Source organism: Enterobacter sp. SA187, from assembly GCF_001888805.2.
Lineage (GTDB): Bacteria > Pseudomonadota > Gammaproteobacteria > Enterobacterales > Enterobacteriaceae > Enterobacter_D.
Window position 1 is genome coordinate 3,918,920 of record NZ_CP019113.1, and the last position, 21,192, is coordinate 3,940,111.

Annotated in this window: 12 protein-coding genes; 7 read left to right on the forward strand and 5 right to left on the reverse strand. The window is 59.7% G+C overall.

The window, feature by feature from the left end:
* Positions 1-13: 13 nt before the first annotated feature.
* The 3 genes from asmA to udk form a co-directional block, all read right to left on the reverse strand.
* Entirely contained in the window at positions 14-1,870 is a 1,857-nt protein-coding gene (asmA, locus tag BMF08_RS18920) for an outer membrane assembly protein AsmA (RefSeq protein WP_072569060.1), read from the reverse strand.
* A 25-nt stretch (positions 1,871-1,895) separates the two neighbouring features.
* Positions 1,896-2,477 (reverse strand): dCTP deaminase, encoded by a 582-nt coding sequence (gene dcd, locus BMF08_RS18925; RefSeq protein ID WP_072569061.1) that lies wholly within the window; start codon positions 2,475-2,477, stop codon positions 1,896-1,898.
* 104 nt (positions 2,478-2,581) lie between these two features.
* Entirely contained in the window at positions 2,582-3,223 is a 642-nt protein-coding gene (udk, locus tag BMF08_RS18930) for a uridine kinase (protein ID WP_072569062.1), read from the reverse strand.
* A gap of 344 nt (positions 3,224-3,567) precedes the next feature.
* On the opposite strand from udk, the gene BMF08_RS18935 reads away from it, so the two are divergent.
* Positions 3,568-6,897, forward strand: coding sequence for a diguanylate cyclase (locus BMF08_RS18935; protein WP_072569063.1), 3,330 nt, complete (start codon positions 3,568-3,570; stop codon positions 6,895-6,897).
* Here BMF08_RS18935 and alkA read toward each other — a convergent pair.
* The gene (gene alkA / locus BMF08_RS18940; RefSeq protein WP_072569064.1) at positions 6,868-7,734 is read right to left on the reverse strand and encodes a DNA-3-methyladenine glycosylase 2; all 867 of its coding nucleotides are present in this window, start codon (positions 7,732-7,734) and stop codon (positions 6,868-6,870) included. The genes BMF08_RS18935 and alkA overlap by 30 nt on opposite strands.
* Before the next feature lie 123 nt (positions 7,735-7,857).
* Here alkA and yegD point away from each other — a divergent pair, with 123 nt between their 5' ends.
* Together yegD and bla are read left to right on the forward strand one after the other, a co-directional pair.
* On the forward strand, positions 7,858-9,222 hold the full coding sequence (gene yegD, locus BMF08_RS18945; RefSeq protein ID WP_072569065.1) for a molecular chaperone: 1,365 nt from the start codon (positions 7,858-7,860) through the stop codon (positions 9,220-9,222).
* Between the two features lie 4 nt (positions 9,223-9,226).
* Positions 9,227-10,081: a class A beta-lactamase gene (gene bla, locus BMF08_RS18950; protein WP_072569066.1), complete on the forward strand. Its 855-nt coding sequence runs from the start codon at positions 9,227-9,229 to the stop codon at positions 10,079-10,081.
* Positions 10,082-10,175: 94 nt separating this feature from the next.
* On the opposite strand, the gene BMF08_RS18955 is transcribed toward bla, so the two are convergent.
* On the reverse strand, positions 10,176-12,149 hold the full coding sequence (locus BMF08_RS18955) for a PhoX family protein (RefSeq protein ID WP_072569067.1): 1,974 nt from the start codon (positions 12,147-12,149) through the stop codon (positions 10,176-10,178).
* A gap of 215 nt (positions 12,150-12,364) precedes the next feature.
* Here BMF08_RS18955 and BMF08_RS18960 point away from each other — a divergent pair, with 215 nt between their 5' ends.
* From BMF08_RS18960 to BMF08_RS18975, 4 genes are read left to right on the forward strand one after another with little or no spacing between them, the layout of a single operon-like run.
* Complete coding sequence (locus BMF08_RS18960; RefSeq protein ID WP_158684901.1) at positions 12,365-13,582, forward strand: MdtA/MuxA family multidrug efflux RND transporter periplasmic adaptor subunit; 1,218 nt, start codon at positions 12,365-12,367, stop codon at positions 13,580-13,582.
* Positions 13,582-16,704: an MdtB/MuxB family multidrug efflux RND transporter permease subunit gene (locus BMF08_RS18965; protein ID WP_072569068.1), complete on the forward strand. Its 3,123-nt coding sequence runs from the start codon at positions 13,582-13,584 to the stop codon at positions 16,702-16,704. The genes BMF08_RS18960 and BMF08_RS18965 overlap by 1 nt, the downstream gene beginning before the upstream one ends.
* The gene (mdtC, locus tag BMF08_RS18970; protein ID WP_072569069.1) at positions 16,705-19,782 is read left to right on the forward strand and encodes a multidrug efflux RND transporter permease subunit MdtC; all 3,078 of its coding nucleotides are present in this window, start codon (positions 16,705-16,707) and stop codon (positions 19,780-19,782) included.
* A complete protein-coding gene (locus BMF08_RS18975; protein WP_072569070.1) occupies positions 19,783-21,192 on the forward strand; it encodes an MFS transporter in 1,410 nt (469 codons plus the stop codon).

Below are 21,192 nucleotides of genomic sequence, written 5' to 3' on the forward strand. Positions count from 1 at the left end.
AATCACTGGGCCGTTACATCTTTTCCAGCAGCTTCTTCACATCTTCGCTGTATTTACTGTCCTTATTGCGATCCGCCCACTTGTTAAGGCGGCGCTTCGCCTCGCCCTGTAAATGGTCGCGCAGCACCTGATCGACTTTCAGGCTGTATTGCAGCGCATCCCATTTGCCGTATACCCGCAGCGGGATCGGCGTCTCGCGCAGGAAGGCGATCAGCTCGCTGTTGCCACCGTTCCAGCCGGAGAGTACGCGCACGTTAAACTGGGTGTCGCTCTCTTCTTTGATCAGATCCAGGGTTCCCTTGCCGTCCAGCGCCAGCAGCGGCGACTGCCCCTGCATATCGCTCAGCGTTACGCTGCCGTGATCCAGTTCCAGATCGGTGCTCAGCGCATCCAGACGGGTGCTGTTGTCATAATCCTGCTCCACCTTCACATCGCTGCTGCGCGCCACGGCCTGCTGGATCAGCTGCTGGAAGTTAAGCCCTTCCATGCGTACATTCGCCATTTCCAGATGCGCGTTGCCCTGCCAGTCGCGGCGGAACGCCTCCGCATCCACCAGACCACCGGAAAAATCACCGCTCATGGAGAGCGCGCCGGTCAGGGCAATAGGATAATTAAAGGCTTTCAGGATGGTGCCGATCTCCACGTTCTCAAGCTTTGGCTGGAACAGGCTTTTCGGCGTTCTGCCCCGCACGTCGAGACGGCCGGGCAGCGAAAGCGTACCGTTGCCCATTTTGCCCTCTAAGGTGGTGAGGGTTAACAGTCCCGCCTGGTTGGTCATTTGGCTTTTGACGTCGGTGAAATCCATCCCGCGCCAGCGGATCTGCCCGGCGCTGAGCGCAACCTGAGCGCTGAACCCGCGCAGACTGTTGTACTCCGGCTCGCTGCTGTCGCGGGCGATCACCGGACGCGGCAACAGCTTAGGCTGCGCCTGGGCTTTCTGCGCCGTATCGCTGCTGGCGGCGGCCATAGTCGCGCCGCTGAATAAGTTTTCCAGATTAAGCTTGTCAAAATGCAAATCGAGCGCCCAGTCCGGGGCGTCGTTAAGCACCACGCTGCCCTGCCCGCTCATGGCGCTGTCGTTGGCAGTGACATTAAGGTTGCTGAAAGACAGGCGTTTTTGCGCCTCCTGCCACTGGGCGTTTAGCGTCGCCGTACCGCTGATCCCCTGCGGGGACACATCACCGCCCTTCAGCTGCCAGTCGAACTGCTCAATGGCGGCGGTCAGGCTGTGCGGGTAATCCGCGGCGTCAATTTTTGCTTTCATCGCCAGCGTCAGATCGCGCTGATCGCGGTTGATACGCCCGGAAAAATCGAGCGTGGCGTGGTAAGACGCATCCTGATCCATCTTCAGACGGATATCGCGCACCGTTACCTGCTCTTCGTCTTCATGCTGGAACACCAGCACGCTGTCGGCGACCTCAAGGCGGGAAATGGCGTAGGACCAGCCTTTATCGGCTTCTGCCTGCGGCATTGGATTATCATCCGGCGCAACAGGCTCGTCTGGTTTGCGCGCGGCTTTGGTTTGCGGCGTTAACTGGATCACCGCCCCTTTCAGCATCACCTGTTTAACGTGCAGCTGATGCGAAAGCAGCGGCCAGAGTTCCACGTCAAGGCGCATATTCGCCGCCGACACCAGCGGCGTGGTGGCCCCCGGCGCGGTCAACGACATGCGCCCGGAGAGAATGCTGAGCTGCGGCCAGACATGCCAGCGCAGCGGCTCGTCCAGCTCCAGCTGATAGCCGCTTCGCGCCTCCACCTGTTGCACCATATAGGCACGGAAATCGTTGGGGTTGACCAGCAGTACCAACGCAGAGATGCCGGCAACAAGCACGACAAGCAGAATCATCAGCGTGGTTAACACTCTTCTCATGGCATCCTCAGCGAGCGGTTAATACTCAATCTTTATCAATACGGCTGGCGACCGCGCCCTGCTGGTCACGATATTTCGCGTCCTGGCGACGGTTGTAAGGACGGGCTGCCGGGCCGGAGAGCGGTTCAAAGCTCAGCGCGCCGATAAGCATCCCCGGACGCAGCGCCAGCGGCAGTTTGCCAGAATTATAGAACTCCAGCACGATACAGCCTGACCAGCCGGGATCGATACGGTGCGCGGTAACGTGCACCATCAGGCCCAGACGCGCCAGCGATGAGCGACCGTCCAGCCAGCCCACCAGATCGGCAGGCAGGGTCACGGATTCATAGGTGACCGCCAGCGCCAGTTCGCCCGGATGCAGGAAAAAGGCATCGCCGTCCGGCAGAACGATTTCATCGCTCATCACGCGCTCAAGAGAGGCGGCGACTTCATCCTTCGGACCGCTGAGATCGATAAAGGCCGCAGTATGACCGCGGAAGGTGCGGAATTTATTCCCCAGACGGACATCGACGGTGGCACCATTGATGCGTTCAACGGGTGGACGCGGGGTAATAGACAGACGGCCTTCATCCAGCCAGGCTTCAATATCTCGGTCACACAAACGCATGCGTTTTCTCCTTAGATACAGCATCCCCCGGCAAGTGTTCTCGCCGGAGGTTAAGCATACTACTTTGAACGGTACACAATTCGCGCAGATTATTCAAAAGCAGACTATTCAAAGAACTGGCTGATTTTGGCTTTCAGAATGTCGATCGCAATTCGGTTTTTGCCGCCGCGCGGCACAATGATATCGGCGTACTGTTTGGACGGCTCGATAAACTGCAGGAACATCGGGCGCACCGTTTTCTGGTACTGCGCCATCACGGAATCCATAGAGCGGCCGCGCTCGTTCACGTCACGCTTAATACGGCGCATCAGGCAGATGTCCAGCGGGGTATCAACGAAAATAGAGAAATTCAGCGCGTCGCGCAGACGGGCGTCGGTCAGCAACAGGATGCCTTCAAGGATAATGACTTTCTTCGGCTGAATATGAATGGTTTCCTGCGTGCGGGTATGTTCTACATAACTGTAGACCGGCAATTCAATGGGGCTGCCGTTTTTTAAGGTTTGCAGGTGCTCGAACAGCAAGCTGTGATCCATCGCGCTCGGATGGTCATAATTGGTCTTTACCCGTTCTTCCATGGACAGATGACTTTGATCTTTGTAATAGCTGTCTTCCGGGATGACGCCAATATGCTCATCACCAACCTGTTCGCGCAGCTCGCGATAGAGGGTGCTGGCGATGAGACTTTTACCTGAAGCGGATGCACCGGCAATGCCGATAATGACGCACTGATGAGACTTATCAGTCATAAATTTTTGCGACCTGGTTAACCTGGATGTTAAGGAAGGACGACGCCGAAACGCCAAACGCGGCAATTATAGGGATTTCGCCGCCGTGATACCAGTTGAATAGGTCATCGCGCAAATCCGGCGGTCATAAAGAGGAATATCGCCTTTACGCAAATTAAAATGCTCACTTTTGCGGCGATGATCGGGGATTTAGCATCAGGTAAGTAATTAATAACACTGTGATGTCAAATTATGAGCGCCCACGATAGGAATTGTAAATTGTTTGTACTAGCATAATCCAAATTTCAAATTTAACTCGCCCCGTGAATGTATCGGGCGGCTCAGGGTCTGCGGATAAAGCGGTAATGAATAAACAATACCAGCGCGTTTTGGTGGCTACCCCGAATCCTTTACTGCGATTAATCAGTTTAGGACTGGTCACCTTTATCTTTACCCTGTTCTCCCTTGAGTTAGCCCGCTTCGGCAACATTCTTGCTCCGCTGTGGTTCTCCACGTCCATTATGATGGTGGCGTTTTATCGTCATGCAGGCCGCCTGTGGCCGGCGATTGCGCTGGCCTGTTCGCTGGGCAGCATTGGCGCGTCACTGGTGTTATTCCCGCCCGAGGCCATCAATCTCTGGTACCCCGGTATTAACGTTATTGAAGCGCTGATCGGGGCCATACTGCTGCGTAAAATGCTGCCCTGGTACAACCCGCTGCAAAACTTAAACGACTGGATCCGTCTGACTATCGGCAGCGCCGTGATACCGCCGGTGATTGGCGGCCTGCTGGTGTCTCTGCTGGTCGGGAACGACAACCCGCTGCGCGCCTTTACGCTCTGGACGCTCTCGGAATCCATTGGCGCGATGGCGCTGATCCCGCTGGGTCTGCTGTTCAAAATGCATTATCTGCTGCGCCACCGTAAGCCGCAGTTGCTGCTGGAAACGCTGCTGACGCTGGCGGTTACGCTGATGCTGAGTTGGCTGTCGATAAAATATCTGCCGTGGCCCTTTACCGCGGTGATCGTGCTGCTGATGTGGAGCGCGGTACGCCTGCCGCGGCTTGAAGCCTTTCTGATATTTCTCTCCACCGTGATGATGGTGTCGCTGATGATGGCAGCGGATCCCTTTGCACTGACGCCGCACAATACGCCCGTCATGCTCAACGCGCCCTGGCTGCCCTTTATGATGATGCTGCTGCCGGCCAACGTCATGACCATGGTGATGTATGCTTTTCGCACAGAACGCAAACACATCACCGAGAGTGAAGCGCGCTTTCGTAACGCCATGGAATATTCCGCCATCGGCATGGCGCTGGTGGGCACCGAAGGCGAATGGCTTCAAGCTAACAAAGCGCTGTGTAAATTCCTTGGCTATACCCAGGAAGAGCTGCGCGCCCTCACTTTTCAACAGCTGACCTGGCCGGAAGATCTCAACAGCGATCTTGAACAGCTGGAGATGCTGGTGCGCGGCGAGATCAACAGCTATTCCATGGAAAAGCGTTACTACACGCGCAATGGCGACGTTGTCTGGGCGCTGCTGGCGGTATCGCTGGTGCGGCACGGTGACGGCACCCCGCTCTATTTCATCTCGCAAATCGAAGACATCAACGATCTCAAACAGACGGAATGGGTTAACAAACGCCTGATGGAGCGTATTACCCTCGCCAACGAAGCGGGGGGCATCGGCATCTGGGAGTGGGAACTGGCGACGGACATCATCAGCTGGGACAAACGGATGTTTGAGCTGTATGAGATCCCGCCGCACGTTAAACCGACCTGGCAGCTGTGGTATGACTGCGTGATACCGGAAGACCGCGCGATGACCGAGCAGGTGGTGCGCGATTCGCTGGTGTCGCGCCTGCCGTTTAAGCTGGAATTCCGCGTGCACGTGAAAGAGGGCGTGCGTCATATCCGAACCCTCGCCAACCGGGTGCTGAACAAAAATGGCGAAGTGGAACGCCTGCTCGGCATCAATATGGACATGACCGAGGTGAAGCAGCTTAACGAGGCGCTGTTCCAGGAGAAAGAGCGTCTGCATATTACGCTGGACTCCATCGGCGAAGCGGTGCTCTGTACCGATGTGAATATGAACATCACCTTTATGAACCCGGTGGCGGAAAAAATGAGCGGCTGGCCGCAGGAGCAGGCGATGGGCCAGGCGCTGCTCAATGTCCTGCACATTACCTTCGGCGATAACGGCCCGCTGATGGAAAACATTCACAGCGGCGATATGTCCCGCTCCGCCATTGAACAGGATGTCGTGCTGCACTGTCGCAACGGCGGCAGCTACGATATTCACTACAGCGTGACGCCGCTCAGCACCCTGGACGGGCAAAACATCGGCTTTGTGCTGGTTATTCAGGACGTGACCGAATCGCGCAAAATGTTGCGCCAGCTCAGCTACAGCGCCTCCCACGACGCCCTCACCCATCTGGCCAACCGCGTCAGCTTTGAAAATCATCTTAAACGCCTGTTGCAGGGCGTGCAGGAAACCCAACAGCGGCATGCGCTGGTGTATATCGATCTCGATCGCTTTAAAGCGGTGAACGACTCCGCCGGGCATGCGGCGGGGGATGCGCTGCTGCGGGAAATTTCATCGCTGATGCTCAGCATGCTGCGCACCACCGATATTCTGGCGCGGCTGGGCGGCGATGAGTTTGGCCTGCTGCTGCCGGACTGCAATATCGAAAGCGCCCGCTATATTTCGGGGCGGTTGATTGCCGCGATCAACGATTACCAGTTTATGTGGGAAGGCCGTCTGCACCGCATCGGGGCCAGCGCGGGCATTACGCTTATTGACGAAACCAACTATCTGGCGTCAGAAGTGATGTCGCAGGCGGATATCGCCTGTTATGCCTCGAAAAACGGCGGACGCGGCATGGTCACCGTCTATGAGCCGGAGCAGGACGACATGCATGAAATTCGTCTGCAGATGTCCGCGGAAGAGCAGTCGCGGATGATCAATGACAATCCGCTGCTGCTGATTGCCCGCGGCGTGGCCTCGCCTCGTGTACCGGAAACCTGCAATTTCTGGCTGCTGTCGCTGCGCCTGTGGACCAGCAACGGCGACATCATGGAAGAGCACGCTTTTCGCGCCTCCCTGAGCGATCGCAAACTTATTCGCGCCCTTGACCGCCGCGTGTTCCAGGAATTTTTCCGCAACAGCGCCGCAGCCGTCACCCGTAAAGGCTTAGGGGTTGCCCTGCCGCTCTCCACCACCGGTCTTGCCAGCAAAACCCTGGTCAGCGAACTGCTGGACAGCCTGGCGCAGAGCCAGATGCCTGCCCGCCTGCTGCATCTGGTGATCCATGCGGATGCGCTGATGCGCGACGACGCCAGCATCAACGACGGGTTGCACAAACTGCGCGAAGCGGGCTGCCAGGTGATCTTAAGCCACGTGGGCCGTGACCTGGAGCTGTTCAGCCATCTCACCCCGTACGTTGCGGATTACATTCTGCTCGACCAGGAATTGATCGGTAACGTACACGGCAACCTGATGGATGAAATGATGGTCACTATTGTGCAGGGCCACGCCCAGCGTCTGGGCATGAAAAGCATCGCCGGGCCAACGCACCAGCCGATGGTGATGGACACCCTCTCCGGCATCGGCATCGATTACATCTACGGCGATACCATCTCTCCGCCGCAGCCGCTGGATTTGATGCTAAACACCAGCTATTTCGCCATCAACTGACGGCTGCCAGCCGTCGGTATACCAGATATGCAGCAGCGCGTAAGAGCGCCACGGCTGCCAGCGGGCGGCGTAGTGACGGATTTGCGCGGGCGTCATGCCGCTAAAACGCTGCTTGATCAGATAATCGTCCGCCAGAAAGACATCTTTTGCCTGCCAGCCGCGCAGGGCCAGATAATTGGCCGTCCAGCGCCCGATGCCCGGAAAGGTCTGTAAATGCTTCACCCCCTGTTCCACATCCGCCGGGGCGATGAGGGGAAAGCGCCCGTCAAGGGTTGCCCGGGCAAAATGCACAATGGCCTCCCCGCGTTTTAACGGCATGCCCAGCGTTTTTAACTCTGCCGGATCGGCATTCACCAGCACTTCCGGGCGCGGAAAACAGACAAAACCTGGTTCGCCGTTCAGCGGCTCGCCGTAACGGTTTGCGACATAGCCGGTGAGCTTTGCCGCCATCGCCACGCTCACCAGCTGGCCTAAAATCGCGCGGATCCCCTGCTCGAAGGCATCCATCGATCCCGGCAGCCGCAGCCCCGGACGCGCCGCGCCCAAATCGCCCAGCGCGCCATTAATCATCTGCGGATCGCAGGCCAGATCGAACAGCCGCCCGACGCGCGCCAGACATTCATCCGCCACCGGCAGCAGGCCATCGCTGAGCGTCACCCGCAGGGTATGTTCCTGCTCATCCGGTTCGGCGGTGATAAGTCCATGGTGCCCGCCGAGCGCCAGGCTACGCACATAGCGCCCCTCGCTGACGACTTCCACCCCGCTTACGGCACGGGCGCGAAGAAAGCCCAGCATCCACGCCCAGTCATAAGGCGGTTGCCAGTGAAGTGTGTACATAGCCTCTCCTGCTGTAATTAACTTTCTTATAACAGACTAACCGCCCCCGGCACTTTTTGCTTTGCTTTCAAATCCCATTCCGCTAAAGTCGCCCCCCTTCTGCACCGGCCCGGGGAATTCAACATGTTTATTGGTTTTGACTATGGCACCGCCAACTGCTCTGTGGCAGTAATGCGTGACGGCTCGCCGCAGCTGTTAAAAATGGAAAACAATAGCTCGCTGCTGCCCTCCATGCTGTGCGCCCCGACGCGCGAAGCGGTCAGCGAATGGCTGCACCGTCATCATGCCGTTCCGGCGACAGAGGGAGAAACCCAGGCGTTGCTGCGCCGGGCGATGAATTACAACCGCGACGAAGATATCGAGGTGCTGCCGGGCAGCGTGCAGTTCGGCCTCAGTTCCCTGCATCAGTATGTGCAGGATCCGGAGGAGGTCTATTTTGTTAAATCGCCCAAATCCTTCCTCGGCGCCAGCGGCCTGAAGCCGCAGCAGATCGCGCTGTTTGAAGATCTGGTGTGCGCCATGATGCTGCACATCCGTCTCCAGGCGCAGACGCAGCTGCCGGAGCCGATTGACCAGGCGGTGATTGGCCGTCCGATCAACTTCCAGGGTCTCGGCGGGGATGAGGCTAACGCCCAGGCGCAGGGGATACTTGCGCGCGCGGCAAAACGCGCCGGATTCCGCGATGTGGTGTTCCAGTATGAGCCGGTAGCAGCGGGTCTGGACTTTGAAGCGACGCTCAGCGGCGAAAAACGCGTGCTGGTGGTGGATATTGGCGGCGGTACCACCGACTGCTCGCTGCTGCTGATGGGGCCGCAGTGGCATCACCGCAGCGACCGCGACTCCAGTCTCCTCGGGCACAGCGGCTGCCGCGTCGGCGGTAACGATCTGGACATCGCGCTGGCGTTTAAAAACCTGATGCCGCTGCTCGGCATGGGCGGCCAGACCGAAAAAGGCATTGCGCTGCCGATCCTGCCGTGGTGGAACGCTGTGGCAATTAACGATGTTCCGGCACAAAGCGATTTCTACAGCACCGCCAATGGTCGCCTGTTAAACGATCTGGTGCGCGATGCCCGCGATGGCGATAAAGTGGCGCTGCTGACCAAAGTCTGGCGTCAGCGCCTGAGCTACCGGCTGGTACGCAGTGCCGAAGAGAGCAAAATCGCGCTTTCGGAGACAGATGAGGTCACGGCGCGTCTGCCGTTTATCAGCGACGATCTGGCGACCGCCATTACCCGCGACGGCCTGGAAGCGGCACTCAGCCAGCCGCTGGCGCGTATTCTGGAACAGGTGCAGCTGGCGCTGGACAGCAGCAATGAAACGCCGGATGTAATTTACCTCACCGGCGGCAGCGCCCGTTCGCCGCTCATCAAACGCGCGCTGGCGGAAAAACTGCCGGGCATTCCGATTGCCGGCGGCGATGATTTCGGCTCGGTTACCGCCGGACTGGCGCGCTGGGCGCAGGTACAGTTTGGATCAACAAGGAAATAACGCTATGCCACGGTTTCATCTGATCGTCATGCCATTAATTATTGCGCTGGGCCTGTGCGGTTTTGCCCGCGCCGACACGCTTTCTGCCGTCAAACAGGCGGAAACCACGCTCGCGGCGCGTGTGGGCTATGCGGAGCTGGATCTGGCTTCCGGTAAGGTGCTGAACAGCTATCGTCAGGATGAGCGTTTTCCGATGATGAGCACCTTTAAGGTGCTGCTGTGCGGCGCGGTGCTGGCGCGCGTTGACGCCGGGCAGGAGCAGCTTAATCGCCGCCTGACCTGGCAGAAAGCGGATCTCATCACTTACTCGCCGGTAACGGAAAAGCACCTGGCGGACGGCATGACGGTGGCGGAGCTGTGCGATGCCGCCATCACCCTGAGCGATAACACGGCGGCCAATCTGCTGCTCTCCACGCTGGGCGGCCCGCAAAAGCTGACAGATTTCATCCGCAAAACCGGCGATGGGACGACGCGTCTTGATCGCGTGGAGCCGGAACTGAACGAAGCCCTGCCGGGGGACGTGCGTGATACCACCACCCCGACGGCGATGGCGAAAACCCTGCGTCAGCTGTTAACGGGCGATACCCTGACGGCGGCTTCACGGCAGCAGTTAGCGCGCTGGATGGAAGAGGATAAGGTCGCCGGGCCGCTGCTGCGCTCGGTCCTGCCTGCGGGCTGGTATATCGCCGATAAAACCGGGGCCGGTGAGCGGGGATCGCGTGGCATTGTTGCAGCCCTGGGGCCGGACGGCACGCCGTCGCGCATTGTGGTGATTTATGTGACGGGCAGCAAGGCCACCATGGATGAACGTAATAAAGCCATCGCGGCGATTGGCGAGGCGGTGATTAAGCAGTGGTGATATGCCCATTGCCCGGCGGCGCTACGCTTGCCGGGCCTGGAACGGCAAATTACCCAGGCCGGGTAAGCGACAGCGCCACCCGGCACAAACCCACTCAGGATCCAATCACTCCGCCGTCCGCTTTGGTGATCACCACCGTTGACGAGCGCGGGCGCCCATCCGGCCGGTTATCCGGCCAGTTCGACACCGCGCGCGGATTCGCCGGATCGGTAACATCATCTCCGCCTTCTCCCGGATGCTGAATATTAATAAACAGCGTGCGGTTGTCCGGCGTAAAAGCGATGCCGGTGATCTCACAGCCGCGCGGCCCGGTCAGGAAACGGCGATAATCATTGGTGCCGGGAATGGTCGCCAGCATCTGGTTATTGCCCATCCCCTCGTAAGCTTTCTGGTTGATGGTGCTGGAGGAGACGTCCGTCTGGATCCACAGCACGCCCTGATGGTCGAATGACAGGCCGTCCGGGCTGCCGAAGGCCGCGCCCTGCATATTGCCTTTCGCGTCCGGCTTATCGCCATCGTTACGCCCGGCGAGCACCAGAATATCCCATTTAAAGCGCGCCGCTGCCGGATCGGCGTTATCTTCGCTCCAGTGCATAATATGTCCATACACGTTATTGGCGCGCGGGTTCGCCGCATCCACCGGCGCTTTGCCCTCTTTGCCGCGATCGCTGTTATTGGTGAGCGTGCAATAAACGCTGCCGGCAGCGTGAGGATCGACGGCGATCCACTCCGGGCGATCCATTTTCGTCGCGCCCACCGCGTCCGCCGCCAGACGGGTTTTGATCAGCACATCGCCCTGGCTTTCAAAGCCCTTGCTTTGATCCAGCCCGTTCTGTCCGAAGACCAGCGGCAGCCAGTCGCCGGTGCCATCTTCATTAAAGCGCGCGACATAGAGCGTGCCTGACTCCAGCAATTGCATGCTGGCGTCACGGTTGCCCGCATCATATTTTTTATCCGAGACAAATTTATAGATGTACTCGAACTTCTGATCGTCGCCCATATAGACCACGACGCGTTTGTCCGCCGCCAGCGTCACCGCTGCGCCTTCGTGCTTGAAGCGCCCCAGCGCGGTGTGTTTGCGCGGCGTGGAGGTCGGATTGTACGGGTCGATTTCAACCACCCAGCCAAAGCGGTTCGGTTCGTTTGGGGTTTTATCGACGTTAAAGCGTTCGTCCACTTCGCTCCAGCGGTAGGACTCGTCGCTGTCGGCGATGCCATAACGTTTTTCCAGCGCGTTGCGGTCGGCTTGTTTAACAAAAATATCTGACCAGTTTTCTTCACAGGTGAGATAGGTGCCCCAGGGCGTATGGCCGTTGGCGCAGTTCTGCATGGTGCCGAGCACGCGCTCGCCCTGCGGATCGGCGGCGGTTTTCATCAGCATGTGATGACGCGCCGGGCCGGACAGCTCCATCGGCGTATTAACGGTGATACGGCGGGCATAGTTTGACGGGCGCACCACCTGCCAGTCGCTGCCGCTCTTTTTCACCTCGATCACCGACACGCCCATGGCGTTCTGCCCTTTACGGACTTTATCGGCGTTCCAGTCTGCGGTGCCGTCTTTAAACAGCATGCCGTTATCGATGTATTCGTGGTTCATCGCCAGCAGGCCGTGGGCGGCATTATCTTCACCGCGCGGCAGGCTGAACCAGGCCATGCCGTCATGGTGCATACCCGCCTGCGCCGCCTGTTCTTCAGTGGTGTTGCTGGCGTCGAATTTGAATTCCGGCATCATGCCTTTGATGCCGGTGGCGTCGCCCCAGCGATAGAATGGACGTGCGATGTAGCCTTCCGGCACCGTTACGGTGTCCGCAGTGGAAACAGGAATGCTGGTAAAGCCCAGCGACACCGCTTTCGCCAGCGCCGTCGGCTGCGTCATGGCCGCAAAAGCGCTTTCCGCGCGCATCAGCGCCGGGAAAGACACCGCCGCGCCCGCGACCGCCCCCATCTGCAAAAAGCGACGGCGTGACAGAAAGACGTCCTTGACGTCCGAAAATACCGGGTTGGCGCTGGTGTTGCTGATCTCTTCACTGTGTTCTTGTTTGAAGACGGATTTTAATGGCCTGCTCATAATGACTTCCTGTTACCAGAGGACGGGAAAATAACAATGCTGAGCAGTCTATAAACTATTTATTACATTTTTATAACAGTCGCAGGCAGAGCGTCCGCCCCTTGTCATTCGGACAAATCCACACAGTGTTTCATATTTCCTCCATTTTTCTGCGGCCTGGCATTACTAAACTAGTATCATTCTGCTTAATGTTTCAGGAAGAGATACGAATAACGATGAAAGGCCGTAATAATACCCGCTGGATGCTTCTCGCAGGACTGGTCATCGCCGCCCTTGCCGCTGCCTGGTACTGGCACGCTCATTCTGCCGCCCCCGCCGGACAGCAGCGCCAGGCCGGAGCCGGACGTCACGGCGCGGGCATGCGCGGCCCTTCACTTGCGCCGGTACAGGCGGCCACCGCCACCCGCGAGGCCGTGCCCCGTTATCTGAGCGGTCTTGGCACCATTACGGCCGCGAATACCGTTACCGTGCGCAGCCGTGTCGACGGTCAATTGCTGGCAGTGCATTTCCAGGAAGGCCAGCAGGTGAAAAAAGGCGATCTGCTCGCCGAAATCGATCCCAGCCAGTTTAAGGTCGCCCTTGCCCAGGCCCAGGGGCAACTGGCCCGCGATAAAGCGACGCTGGCAAACGCCCGCCGCGATCTGGCCCGCTATCAGCAGCTGGTGAAAACTAATCTGGTGTCCCGTCAGGAGCTGGATGCCCAGCAGGCGCTGGTCAGCGAAAGCGAAGGCACCATCAAGGCCGATGAAGCCGCCGTCGCCAGCGCGCAGTTACAGCTGGACTGGAGCCGCATCACCGCGCCGATAGACGGTCGCGTTGGCTTAAAACAGGTGGATGTCGGCAACCAGATTTCCAGCGGTGATACCACCGGTATTGTGGTGATCACCCAGACGCACCCCATCGATCTGATCTTCACCCTGCCGGAAAACGACATCGCCACTATTGTGAAAGCGCGCAACGCCGGGCAGACGCTGAGCGTCGAAGCCTGGGACCGCACCAACAAGCAGAAGCTGAGCACCGGCACCCTGTTGAGTCTGGATAACCAGATCGACGCCACCACCGGCACCATCAAACTTAAAGCCCGCTTTGAGAATCAGGACGACGCCCTGTTCCCCAACCAGTTCGTCAATGCGCGCATGCTGGTGGATACCGAACAGGACGCGGTGGTGATCCCGGCTGCCGCCCTGCAAATGGGTAACGAGGGCAATTTCGTCTGGGTGCTGAACGATCAGAACACCGTCAGCAAACACACCGTCACGCCGGGCATTCAGGACAGCCAGAAAGTGGTGATCGCCGCCGGGCTTTCCGCCGGGGATCGCGTGGTCACCGACGGTATCGACCGTCTGACCGAAGGGGCGAAAGTGGAAGTGGTGGACGCGCACGACGCCAGCGCCGCACCGGCAAAAAGCACCGCTAAAGGAGCGAAATCCTGATGCAGGTGTTACCGCCCAGCCGCACCGGCGGCCCGTCCCGTCTGTTTATTTTACGTCCGGTCGCCACCACGCTGTTGATGGTGGCGATTTTACTCGCCGGGATCATCGGCTATCGGTTTCTTCCCGTTTCCGCCCTGCCGGAGGTGGATTACCCGACCATTCAGGTCGTCACCCTCTACCCCGGCGCCAGTCCGGATGTGATGACCTCTGCGGTGACCGCGCCCCTTGAGCGCCAGTTCGGGCAGATGTCCGGCTTAAAACAGATGTCGTCGCAAAGCTCCGGCGGCGCGTCGGTGGTGACGTTACAGTTCCAGCTTTCGCTGCCGCTGGACGTCGCCGAGCAGGAGGTGCAGGCCGCGATCAACGCCGCCACTAACCTGCTGCCGTCGGACCTGCCGAACCCGCCGGTCTATAACAAAGTGAACCCTGCGGATCCGCCGATCATGACGCTGGCCGTAACCTCCAGCGCCATGCCGATGACGCAGGTGGAAGACATGGTGGAAACCCGTGTCGCGCAGAAAATTTCCCAGGTGGCAGGCGTCGGTCTGGTGACCTTATCCGGCGGGCAGCGTCCTGCGGTGCGGGTAAAACTTAACGCCCAGGCCATTGCTTCCCTCGGCCTGACCAGCGAAACCATTCGCACCGCCATCACCAGCGCTAACGTTAACTCCGCCAAAGGCAGCCTCGACGGCCCGACGCGGGCAGTGACGCTGTCAGCCAACGACCAGATGCAGTCCGCCGAAGAGTACCGTAAGCTGATTGTCGCGTACCAGAACGGTGCGCCGATCCGCCTGGGTGACGTCGCCACCATCGAACAGGGAGCGGAAAACCGCTGGCTGGGCGCATGGGCCAACAAAGAGCAGGCGATTGTCATGAACGTGCAACGCCAGCCGGGGGCCAATATTCTTGATACCGCCGACAGCATCCGTGCCATGCTGCCGCAGTTAACCGCCAGCCTGCCGAAATCCGTTGAGGTAAAAGTCCTTTCCGATCGCACCACCAATATTCGCGCCTCGGTGTCTGACACCCAGTTTGAGCTGATGCTGGCCATCGCGCTGGTGGTGATGATCATCTATCTGTTTTTGCGTAACGTCCCGGCGACCATTATTCCCGGCGTCGCGGTGCCGCTGTCATTAATCGGCACTTTTGCGGTAATGGTGTTCCTCGATTTTTCCATCAATAACCTGACGCTGATGGCGCTGACCATCGCCACCGGCTTTGTGGTGGATGACGCCATTGTGGTGATCGAAAACATCTCCCGCTATATCGAAAAAGGCGAAAAGCCGCTGGCGGCGGCGCTGAAAGGCGCGGGGGAGATCGGCTTTACCATCATCTCCTTAACCCTGTCGCTGATTGCGGTGCTGATCCCGCTGCTGTTTATGGGGGACATCGTCGGGCGGCTGTTCCGCGAGTTTGCCGTCACCCTGGCGGTGGCGATTCTGATTTCCGCCGTGGTGTCGCTGACGCTGACGCCGATGATGTGCGCGCGCATGTTGAGCGCCGAATCGCTGCGCAAGCAGAACCGCTTCTCCCGCGCATCGGAGCGCTTTTTTGAACGGGTGATCGCCGCTTACGGGCGCGGGCTGGCGAAAGTGCTCAACCATCCGTGGCTGACGCTGGGCGTGACCTTCGCCACCCTGCTGCTGTCGGTGTTGCTGTGGGTGATGATCCCGAAAGGCTTCTTCCCGGTGCAGGATAATGGCATTATTCAGGGCACCTTACAGGCGCCGCAGTCGGCGTCCTTTGCCAGCATGGCCGAACGCCAGCGCCAGGTGAGCGATATTGTGTTGAAGGATCCGGCGGTGGAAAGCCTGACGGCCTTTGTCGGCGTTGACGGCACTAACCCGTCGCTGAACAGTTCACGCCTGCAAATCAACCTTAAACCGCTGGACGATCGCGACGACCGCGTGCCGGAGGTGATCGAGCGGCTGCAAAACGCGGTGGCAAAAGTGCCCGGCGTGGCGCTCTACCTGCAACCGACCCAGGATCTGACTATCGACACCACCGTCAGCCGCACGCAGTATCAGTTTACGTTGCAGGCAACGTCGCTGGAGGCGCTCAGCACCTGGGTGCCGCAGCTGATGAGCAAGCTGCAAACGCAGCCGCAGCTGGCGGATGTGAGCAGCGACTGGCAGGACAAAGGCCTTGCGGCTTATATCAACGTCGATCGCGACAGCGCCAGCCGCCTGGGCATCAGCATGGCGGATGTGGATAACGCCCTGTATAACGCCTTCGGGCAGCGGCTGATCTCCACCATCTACACCCAGGCGAATCAGTACCGCGTGGTGCTGGAGCACGACACCACCCAAACGCCAGGGCTGGCGGCGCTGGACACGGTACGGCTGACGGGGAGCGACGGCGGCGTGGTGCCGCTCAGCGCCATTGCGAAAGTGGAACAGCGCTTTACCCCGCTGTCGATCAACCATCTCGACCAGTTCCCGTCCACCACCATCTCCTTTAACGTGCAGGACGGCTATTCGCTGGGCGAAGCGGTGCAGTCGATTCTGGACACGGAAAAAACCATTAGCTTCCCGACGGATATCACCACCCAGTTCCAGGGCAGTACGCTGGCCTTCCAGGATGCCCTCGGCAGTACGGTGTGGCTGATCGTCGCAGCGGTGGTGGCGATGTACATCGTGCTCGGCGTGCTGTACGAAAGCTTTATCCATCCGATCACTATTCTCTCCACGCTGCCCACGGCAGGCGTTGGTGCGCTGATGGCGCTGATGCTGGCAGGGGCGGAACTGGATGTGATCGCCATTATCGGCATCATTTTGCTGATCGGTATCGTCAAGAAAAACGCCATCATGATGATCGACTTTGCGCTGGCCGCCGAGCGCGAACAGGGCATGACCCCACGGGAGGCGATCTATCAGGCCTGCCTGCTGCGTTTCCGGCCGATCCTGATGACCACCCTCGCCGCCCTGCTCGGCGCGCTGCCGCTGATGCTCAGTACTGGCGTCGGCGCGGAGCTGCGTCGTCCGCTCGGTATCGGTATGGTGGGCGGTCTGCTGGTGAGCCAGGTGCTGACGCTCTTTACCACACCGGTGATTTACCTGCTGTTCGACCGGCTGGCGCTGTCGCTGCGCCGCCGTTTCCCGGCGCGTAATGAGGAGGCGTAAGTGAAGTTTTTCGCCCTCTTCATTTATCGTCCGGTGGCCACCATTCTGATTTCGCTGGCCATCACCCTGTGCGGCATTCTCGGTTTCCGTATGCTGCCGGTCGCGCCGCTGCCGCAGGTGGATTATCCGGTGATCATGGTCAGCGCCTCGCTGCCGGGCGCGTCGCCGGAAACCATGGCGTCGTCGGTGGCGACGCCGCTGGAGCGGGCGCTGGGCCGCATTGCCGGGGTCAACGAGATGACCTCCTCCAGTTCGCTGGGCAGCACGCGCATCATTCTGGAATTCAAATTTGACCGCGACATCAACGGCGCGGCGCGGGATGTGCAGGCGGCGATCAACGCCGCGCAGAGTCTGCTGCCGAGCGGAATGCCAAGCCGTCCCACCTACCGCAAAGCCAACCCGTCCGACGCGCCTATCATGATCCTGACGCTGACCTCGGACACCTGGTCGCAGGGGCAGCTTTACGATTTCGCCTCCACCCAGCTGGCGCAGAATATTGCGCAGATCGAAGGCGTGGGGGATGTCGACGTCGGCGGCAGCTCGCTGCCCGCGGTGCGCGTCGGCCTCAATCCGCAGGCGCTGTTTAATCAGGGCGTATCGCTGGATGATGTGCGCAGCGCCATCAGCGATGCCAACGTACGCCGTCCGCAGGGGGCAGTGGAAGACGGCACCCACCGCTGGCAGTTGCAGACCAACGATGAGCTGAAAACGGCGGCGGAATACCAGCCGCTGATCGTCCATTACAACAATGGCGCGGCGGTACGGCTCGGCGATGTCGCCAGCGTCACCGACTCGGTGGAGAACGTGCGCAACGCCGGGATGACCAACGCCAAACCGGCGATTTTGCTGATGATCCGCAAGCTGCCGGAAGCCAATATTATCCAGACCGTCGACAGCATCCGCGCGCAGCTGCCGGAGATGCAGAAAAGCATTCCCGCCGCCATTGATTTACAGATCGCCCAGGATCGCTCGCCGACCATTCGCGCCTCGCTGGAGGAAGTGGAACAGACGCTGATTATCTCCGTGGCGCTGGTGATCCTCGTGGTGTTCCTGTTCCTGCGATCCGGTCGCGCAACGCTGATCCCGGCGGTGGCGGTGCCGGTATCGCTGATCGGTACCTTCGCCGCCATGTATCTGTGCGGATTCAGCCTTAACAACCTGTCGCTGATGGCGCTGACCATCGCCACCGGTTTTGTGGTGGATGACGCCATTGTGGTGCTGGAAAATATCTCCCGCCATCTGGAAGCGGGCATGAAGCCGTTGCAGGCAGCGCTTCAGGGCACGCGGGAAGTGGGCTTTACCGTGCTCTCGATGAGCCTGTCGCTGGTGGCGGTGTTCCTGCCGCTGCTGCTGATGGACGGGCTGCCGGGCCGTCTGCTGCGCGAGTTCGCCGTGACGCTGTCGGTGGCGATCGGGATTTCGCTGGCGGTATCGCTGACCCTGACGCCGATGATGTGCGGCTGGTTGCTGAAAAGCGCGAAACCGCGCAGCCGCCCGCGCGAGCGGGGTTTTGGTCGCCTGCTGGTAGCCATGCAGCAGGGTTATGGCCGTTCGCTGAAATGGGTGCTCAGGCACACCCGGCTGGTGGGCGCGGTGCTGCTCGGCACTATCGTGCTCAACGTCTGGCTCTATATCTCGATCCCGAAAACCTTCTTCCCGGAGCAGGATACCGGCGTGCTGATGGGCGGCATTCAGGCGGACCAGAGCATTTCCTTCCAGGCAATGCGCGGCAAGCTGGAGGATTTCATGAAGATCATCCGTGACGATCCGGCGGTGGATAACGTCACCGGCTTTACCGGCGGTTCGCGGGTGAACAGCGGCATGATGTTTATCACCCTCAAATCCCGCGATGAGCGCCATGAAAGCGCCCAGCAGATCATCGACCGTTTGCGCGTGAAGCTGGCGAAAGAGCCGGGAGCGAATCTGTTTTTGATGGCGGTGCAGGATATTCGCGTCGGCGGACGCCAGTCCAACGCCAGCTATCAGTACGCCCTGCTGTCGGATGATTTAAGCGCCCTGCGCGAGTGGGAGCCGAAGATCCGTAAAGCGCTGGCGGCGCTGCCGCAGCTGGCGGACGTGAATTCGGATCAGCAGGACAACGGCGCGGAAATGAATCTGATCTACGATCGCGAAACCATGTCACGCCTCGGCATCAGCGTGCAGGCCGCCAACAGCCTGCTGAATAACGCCTTCGGCCAGCGGCAGGTCTCCACCATTTATCAGCCGCTGAACCAGTATAAAGTGGTGATGGAAGTCGATCCCCGCTACACCCAGGACATCAGCGCGCTGGATAAAATGTTTGTGATTAACAACGACGGCAAAGCCATTCCGCTGTCCTATTTTGCGAAATGGCAGCCCGCCAATGCGCCGCTGTCGGTGAACCATCAGGGACTGTCGGCGGCGTCAACCATCGCCTTTAACCTGCCCACCGGCGTGTCGCTGTCGGAAGCGAGCGACGCCATTAATCGCGCCATGACGCAGCTCGGCGTGCCCTCCTCGGTGCGCGGCAGTTTTGCGGGAACGGCGCAGGTGTTCCAGGACACCATGAGCTCGCAGGTGATCCTGATCCTTGCGGCCATTGCCACCGTGTATATCGTGCTGGGGGTGCTGTATGAGAGCTATATTCATCCGCTGACGATTTTGTCGACGCTGCCGTCCGCTGGCGTCGGGGCGCTGCTGGCGCTGGAGCTGTTCGGCGCGCCCTTCAGCCTGATCGCGCTGATTGGCATTATGCTGCTGATTGGTATCGTGAAGAAAAACGCCATCATGATGGTGGATTTCGCCCTTGAGGCGCAACGTAATGGCAATATGACGCCGGACGAAGCCATTTTCCAGGCCTGTCTGCTGCGTTTTCGGCCGATCATGATGACCACCCTGGCGGCGCTGTTTGGCGCGCTGCCGCTGGTGATCTCCGCCGGGGATGGTTCGGAACTGCGCCAGCCGCTGGGCATCACCATCGTCGGCGGGCTGGTGATGAGCCAGCTGCTGACGCTGTACACCACACCGGTGGTGTATCTGTTCTTTGATCGTCTGCGGCTGCGCTTTACGCGTAAAAACCAACAGCTGATAAGTGAGTAAATGACCGACCTGTCCAGGAACGTACGCTGGCAATTGTGGATCGTCGCCGTGGGCTTTTTCATGCAGGCGCTGGATACCACCATTGTGAATACCGCCCTCCCCTCGATGGCGCAAAGCCTCGGGGAGAGTCCGCTGCATATGCATATGGTGATCGTCGCCTATGTGCTGACGGTGGCGGTGATGCTACCCGCCAGCGGCTGGCTGGCGGATAAAGTTGGCGTGCGTAATGTTTTTTTCAGCGCCATCGTGCTGTTCACGCTTGGCTCACTGTTCTGCGCCCGCGCCGCCACCCTGGATGAGCTGGTAATGGCCCGCGTATTACAGGGCGTCGGCGGGGCGATGATGGTGCCGGTCGGACGGCTGACGGTGATGAAAATCGTGCCCCGCGCGCAGTATATGGCGGCGATGACCTTCGTCACCCTGCCCGGCCAGGTGGGGCCGCTGTTAGGCCCGGCGCTCGGCGGCGTGCTGGTGGAGTATGCCTCCTGGCACTGGATCTTTTTGATTAATCTGCCGGTGGGCATTCTCGGCGCCATCGCCACGCTGTGGCTGATGCCGAACTACACCCTGCAAACCCGCCGTTTCGATATGTGGGGGTTTGTGCTGCTGGCGCTGGGCATGGCGGCGCTGACGCTGGCGCTGGACGGACAAAAAGCAGACGGACAGTCTCCGCTGTTGCCGATCCTGCTGGTGGCGGCAGGCGTGGTGGCGCTGCTGCTCTATCTGCGTCACGCCAGAAACAATGAGCGCGCGCTGTTCCGGTTAACGCTGTTTCGCACCCGCAGTTTTTCCCTCGGCCTGCTCGGCAGCTTCGCCGGACGCATCGGCAGCGGCATGTTGCCCTTTATGACGCCGGTGTTTTTGCAGATTGGCCTCGGTTTTTCGCCGTTTCACGCCGGGCTGATGATGATCCCGATGGTGCTCGGCAGCATGGGCATGAAGCGGATTGTGGTGCAGGTGGTCAACCGTTTCGGTTATCGCCGGGTGCTGGTGGGCAGCACGCTCGGGCTGGCGCTGGTCAGCCTGCTGTTTATGACCACCGCGCTGCTCGGCTGGTATTATCTGCTGCCGGTGGTGCTGTTTATGCAGGGCATGATCAACTCGATGCGCTTCTCGTCGATGAATACCCTGACGCTGAAAGATCTGCCCGACGAGCTGGCGAGCAGCGGCAACAGCCTGCTGTCGATGGTGATGCAGCTGTCGATGAGCATCGGGGTTTCCGTGGCCGGGCTGCTGCTCGGCCTGTTCGGTCAGCACCATCTGACGGCGGACAGCGGCGTGGCGCATCACGTCTTTATCTATACCTGGCTGTGCATGGCGGCGATCATCGCCCTGCCCGCGCTGGTGTTTGCCCGCGTACCCAACGACGCCAGTAAAAATGTACTGATTGCCCGGCGCAAAAGGAGATAA

Coding starts and splice junctions, on each gene's coding strand:
- BMF08_RS18975 (WP_072569070.1), top strand. CDS start 19,783: ATGACCGACCTGTCCAGGAACGTACGCTGGCAATTGTGGATCGTCGCC.
- udk (WP_072569062.1), bottom strand. CDS start 3,223: ATGACTGATAAGTCTCATCAGTGCGTCATTATCGGCATTGCCGGTGCA.
- BMF08_RS18960 (WP_158684901.1), top strand. CDS start 12,365: ATGAAAGGCCGTAATAATACCCGCTGGATGCTTCTCGCAGGACTGGTC.
- BMF08_RS18955 (WP_072569067.1), bottom strand. CDS start 12,149: ATGAGCAGGCCATTAAAATCCGTCTTCAAACAAGAACACAGTGAAGAG.
- alkA (WP_072569064.1), bottom strand. CDS start 7,734: ATGTACACACTTCACTGGCAACCGCCTTATGACTGGGCGTGGATGCTG.
- dcd (WP_072569061.1), bottom strand. CDS start 2,477: ATGCGTTTGTGTGACCGAGATATTGAAGCCTGGCTGGATGAAGGCCGT.
- bla (WP_072569066.1), top strand. CDS start 9,227: ATGCCACGGTTTCATCTGATCGTCATGCCATTAATTATTGCGCTGGGC.
- BMF08_RS18965 (WP_072569068.1), top strand. CDS start 13,582: ATGCAGGTGTTACCGCCCAGCCGCACCGGCGGCCCGTCCCGTCTGTTT.
- asmA (WP_072569060.1), bottom strand. CDS start 1,870: ATGAGAAGAGTGTTAACCACGCTGATGATTCTGCTTGTCGTGCTTGTT.
- yegD (WP_072569065.1), top strand. CDS start 7,858: ATGTTTATTGGTTTTGACTATGGCACCGCCAACTGCTCTGTGGCAGTA.
- BMF08_RS18935 (WP_072569063.1), top strand. CDS start 3,568: ATGAATAAACAATACCAGCGCGTTTTGGTGGCTACCCCGAATCCTTTA.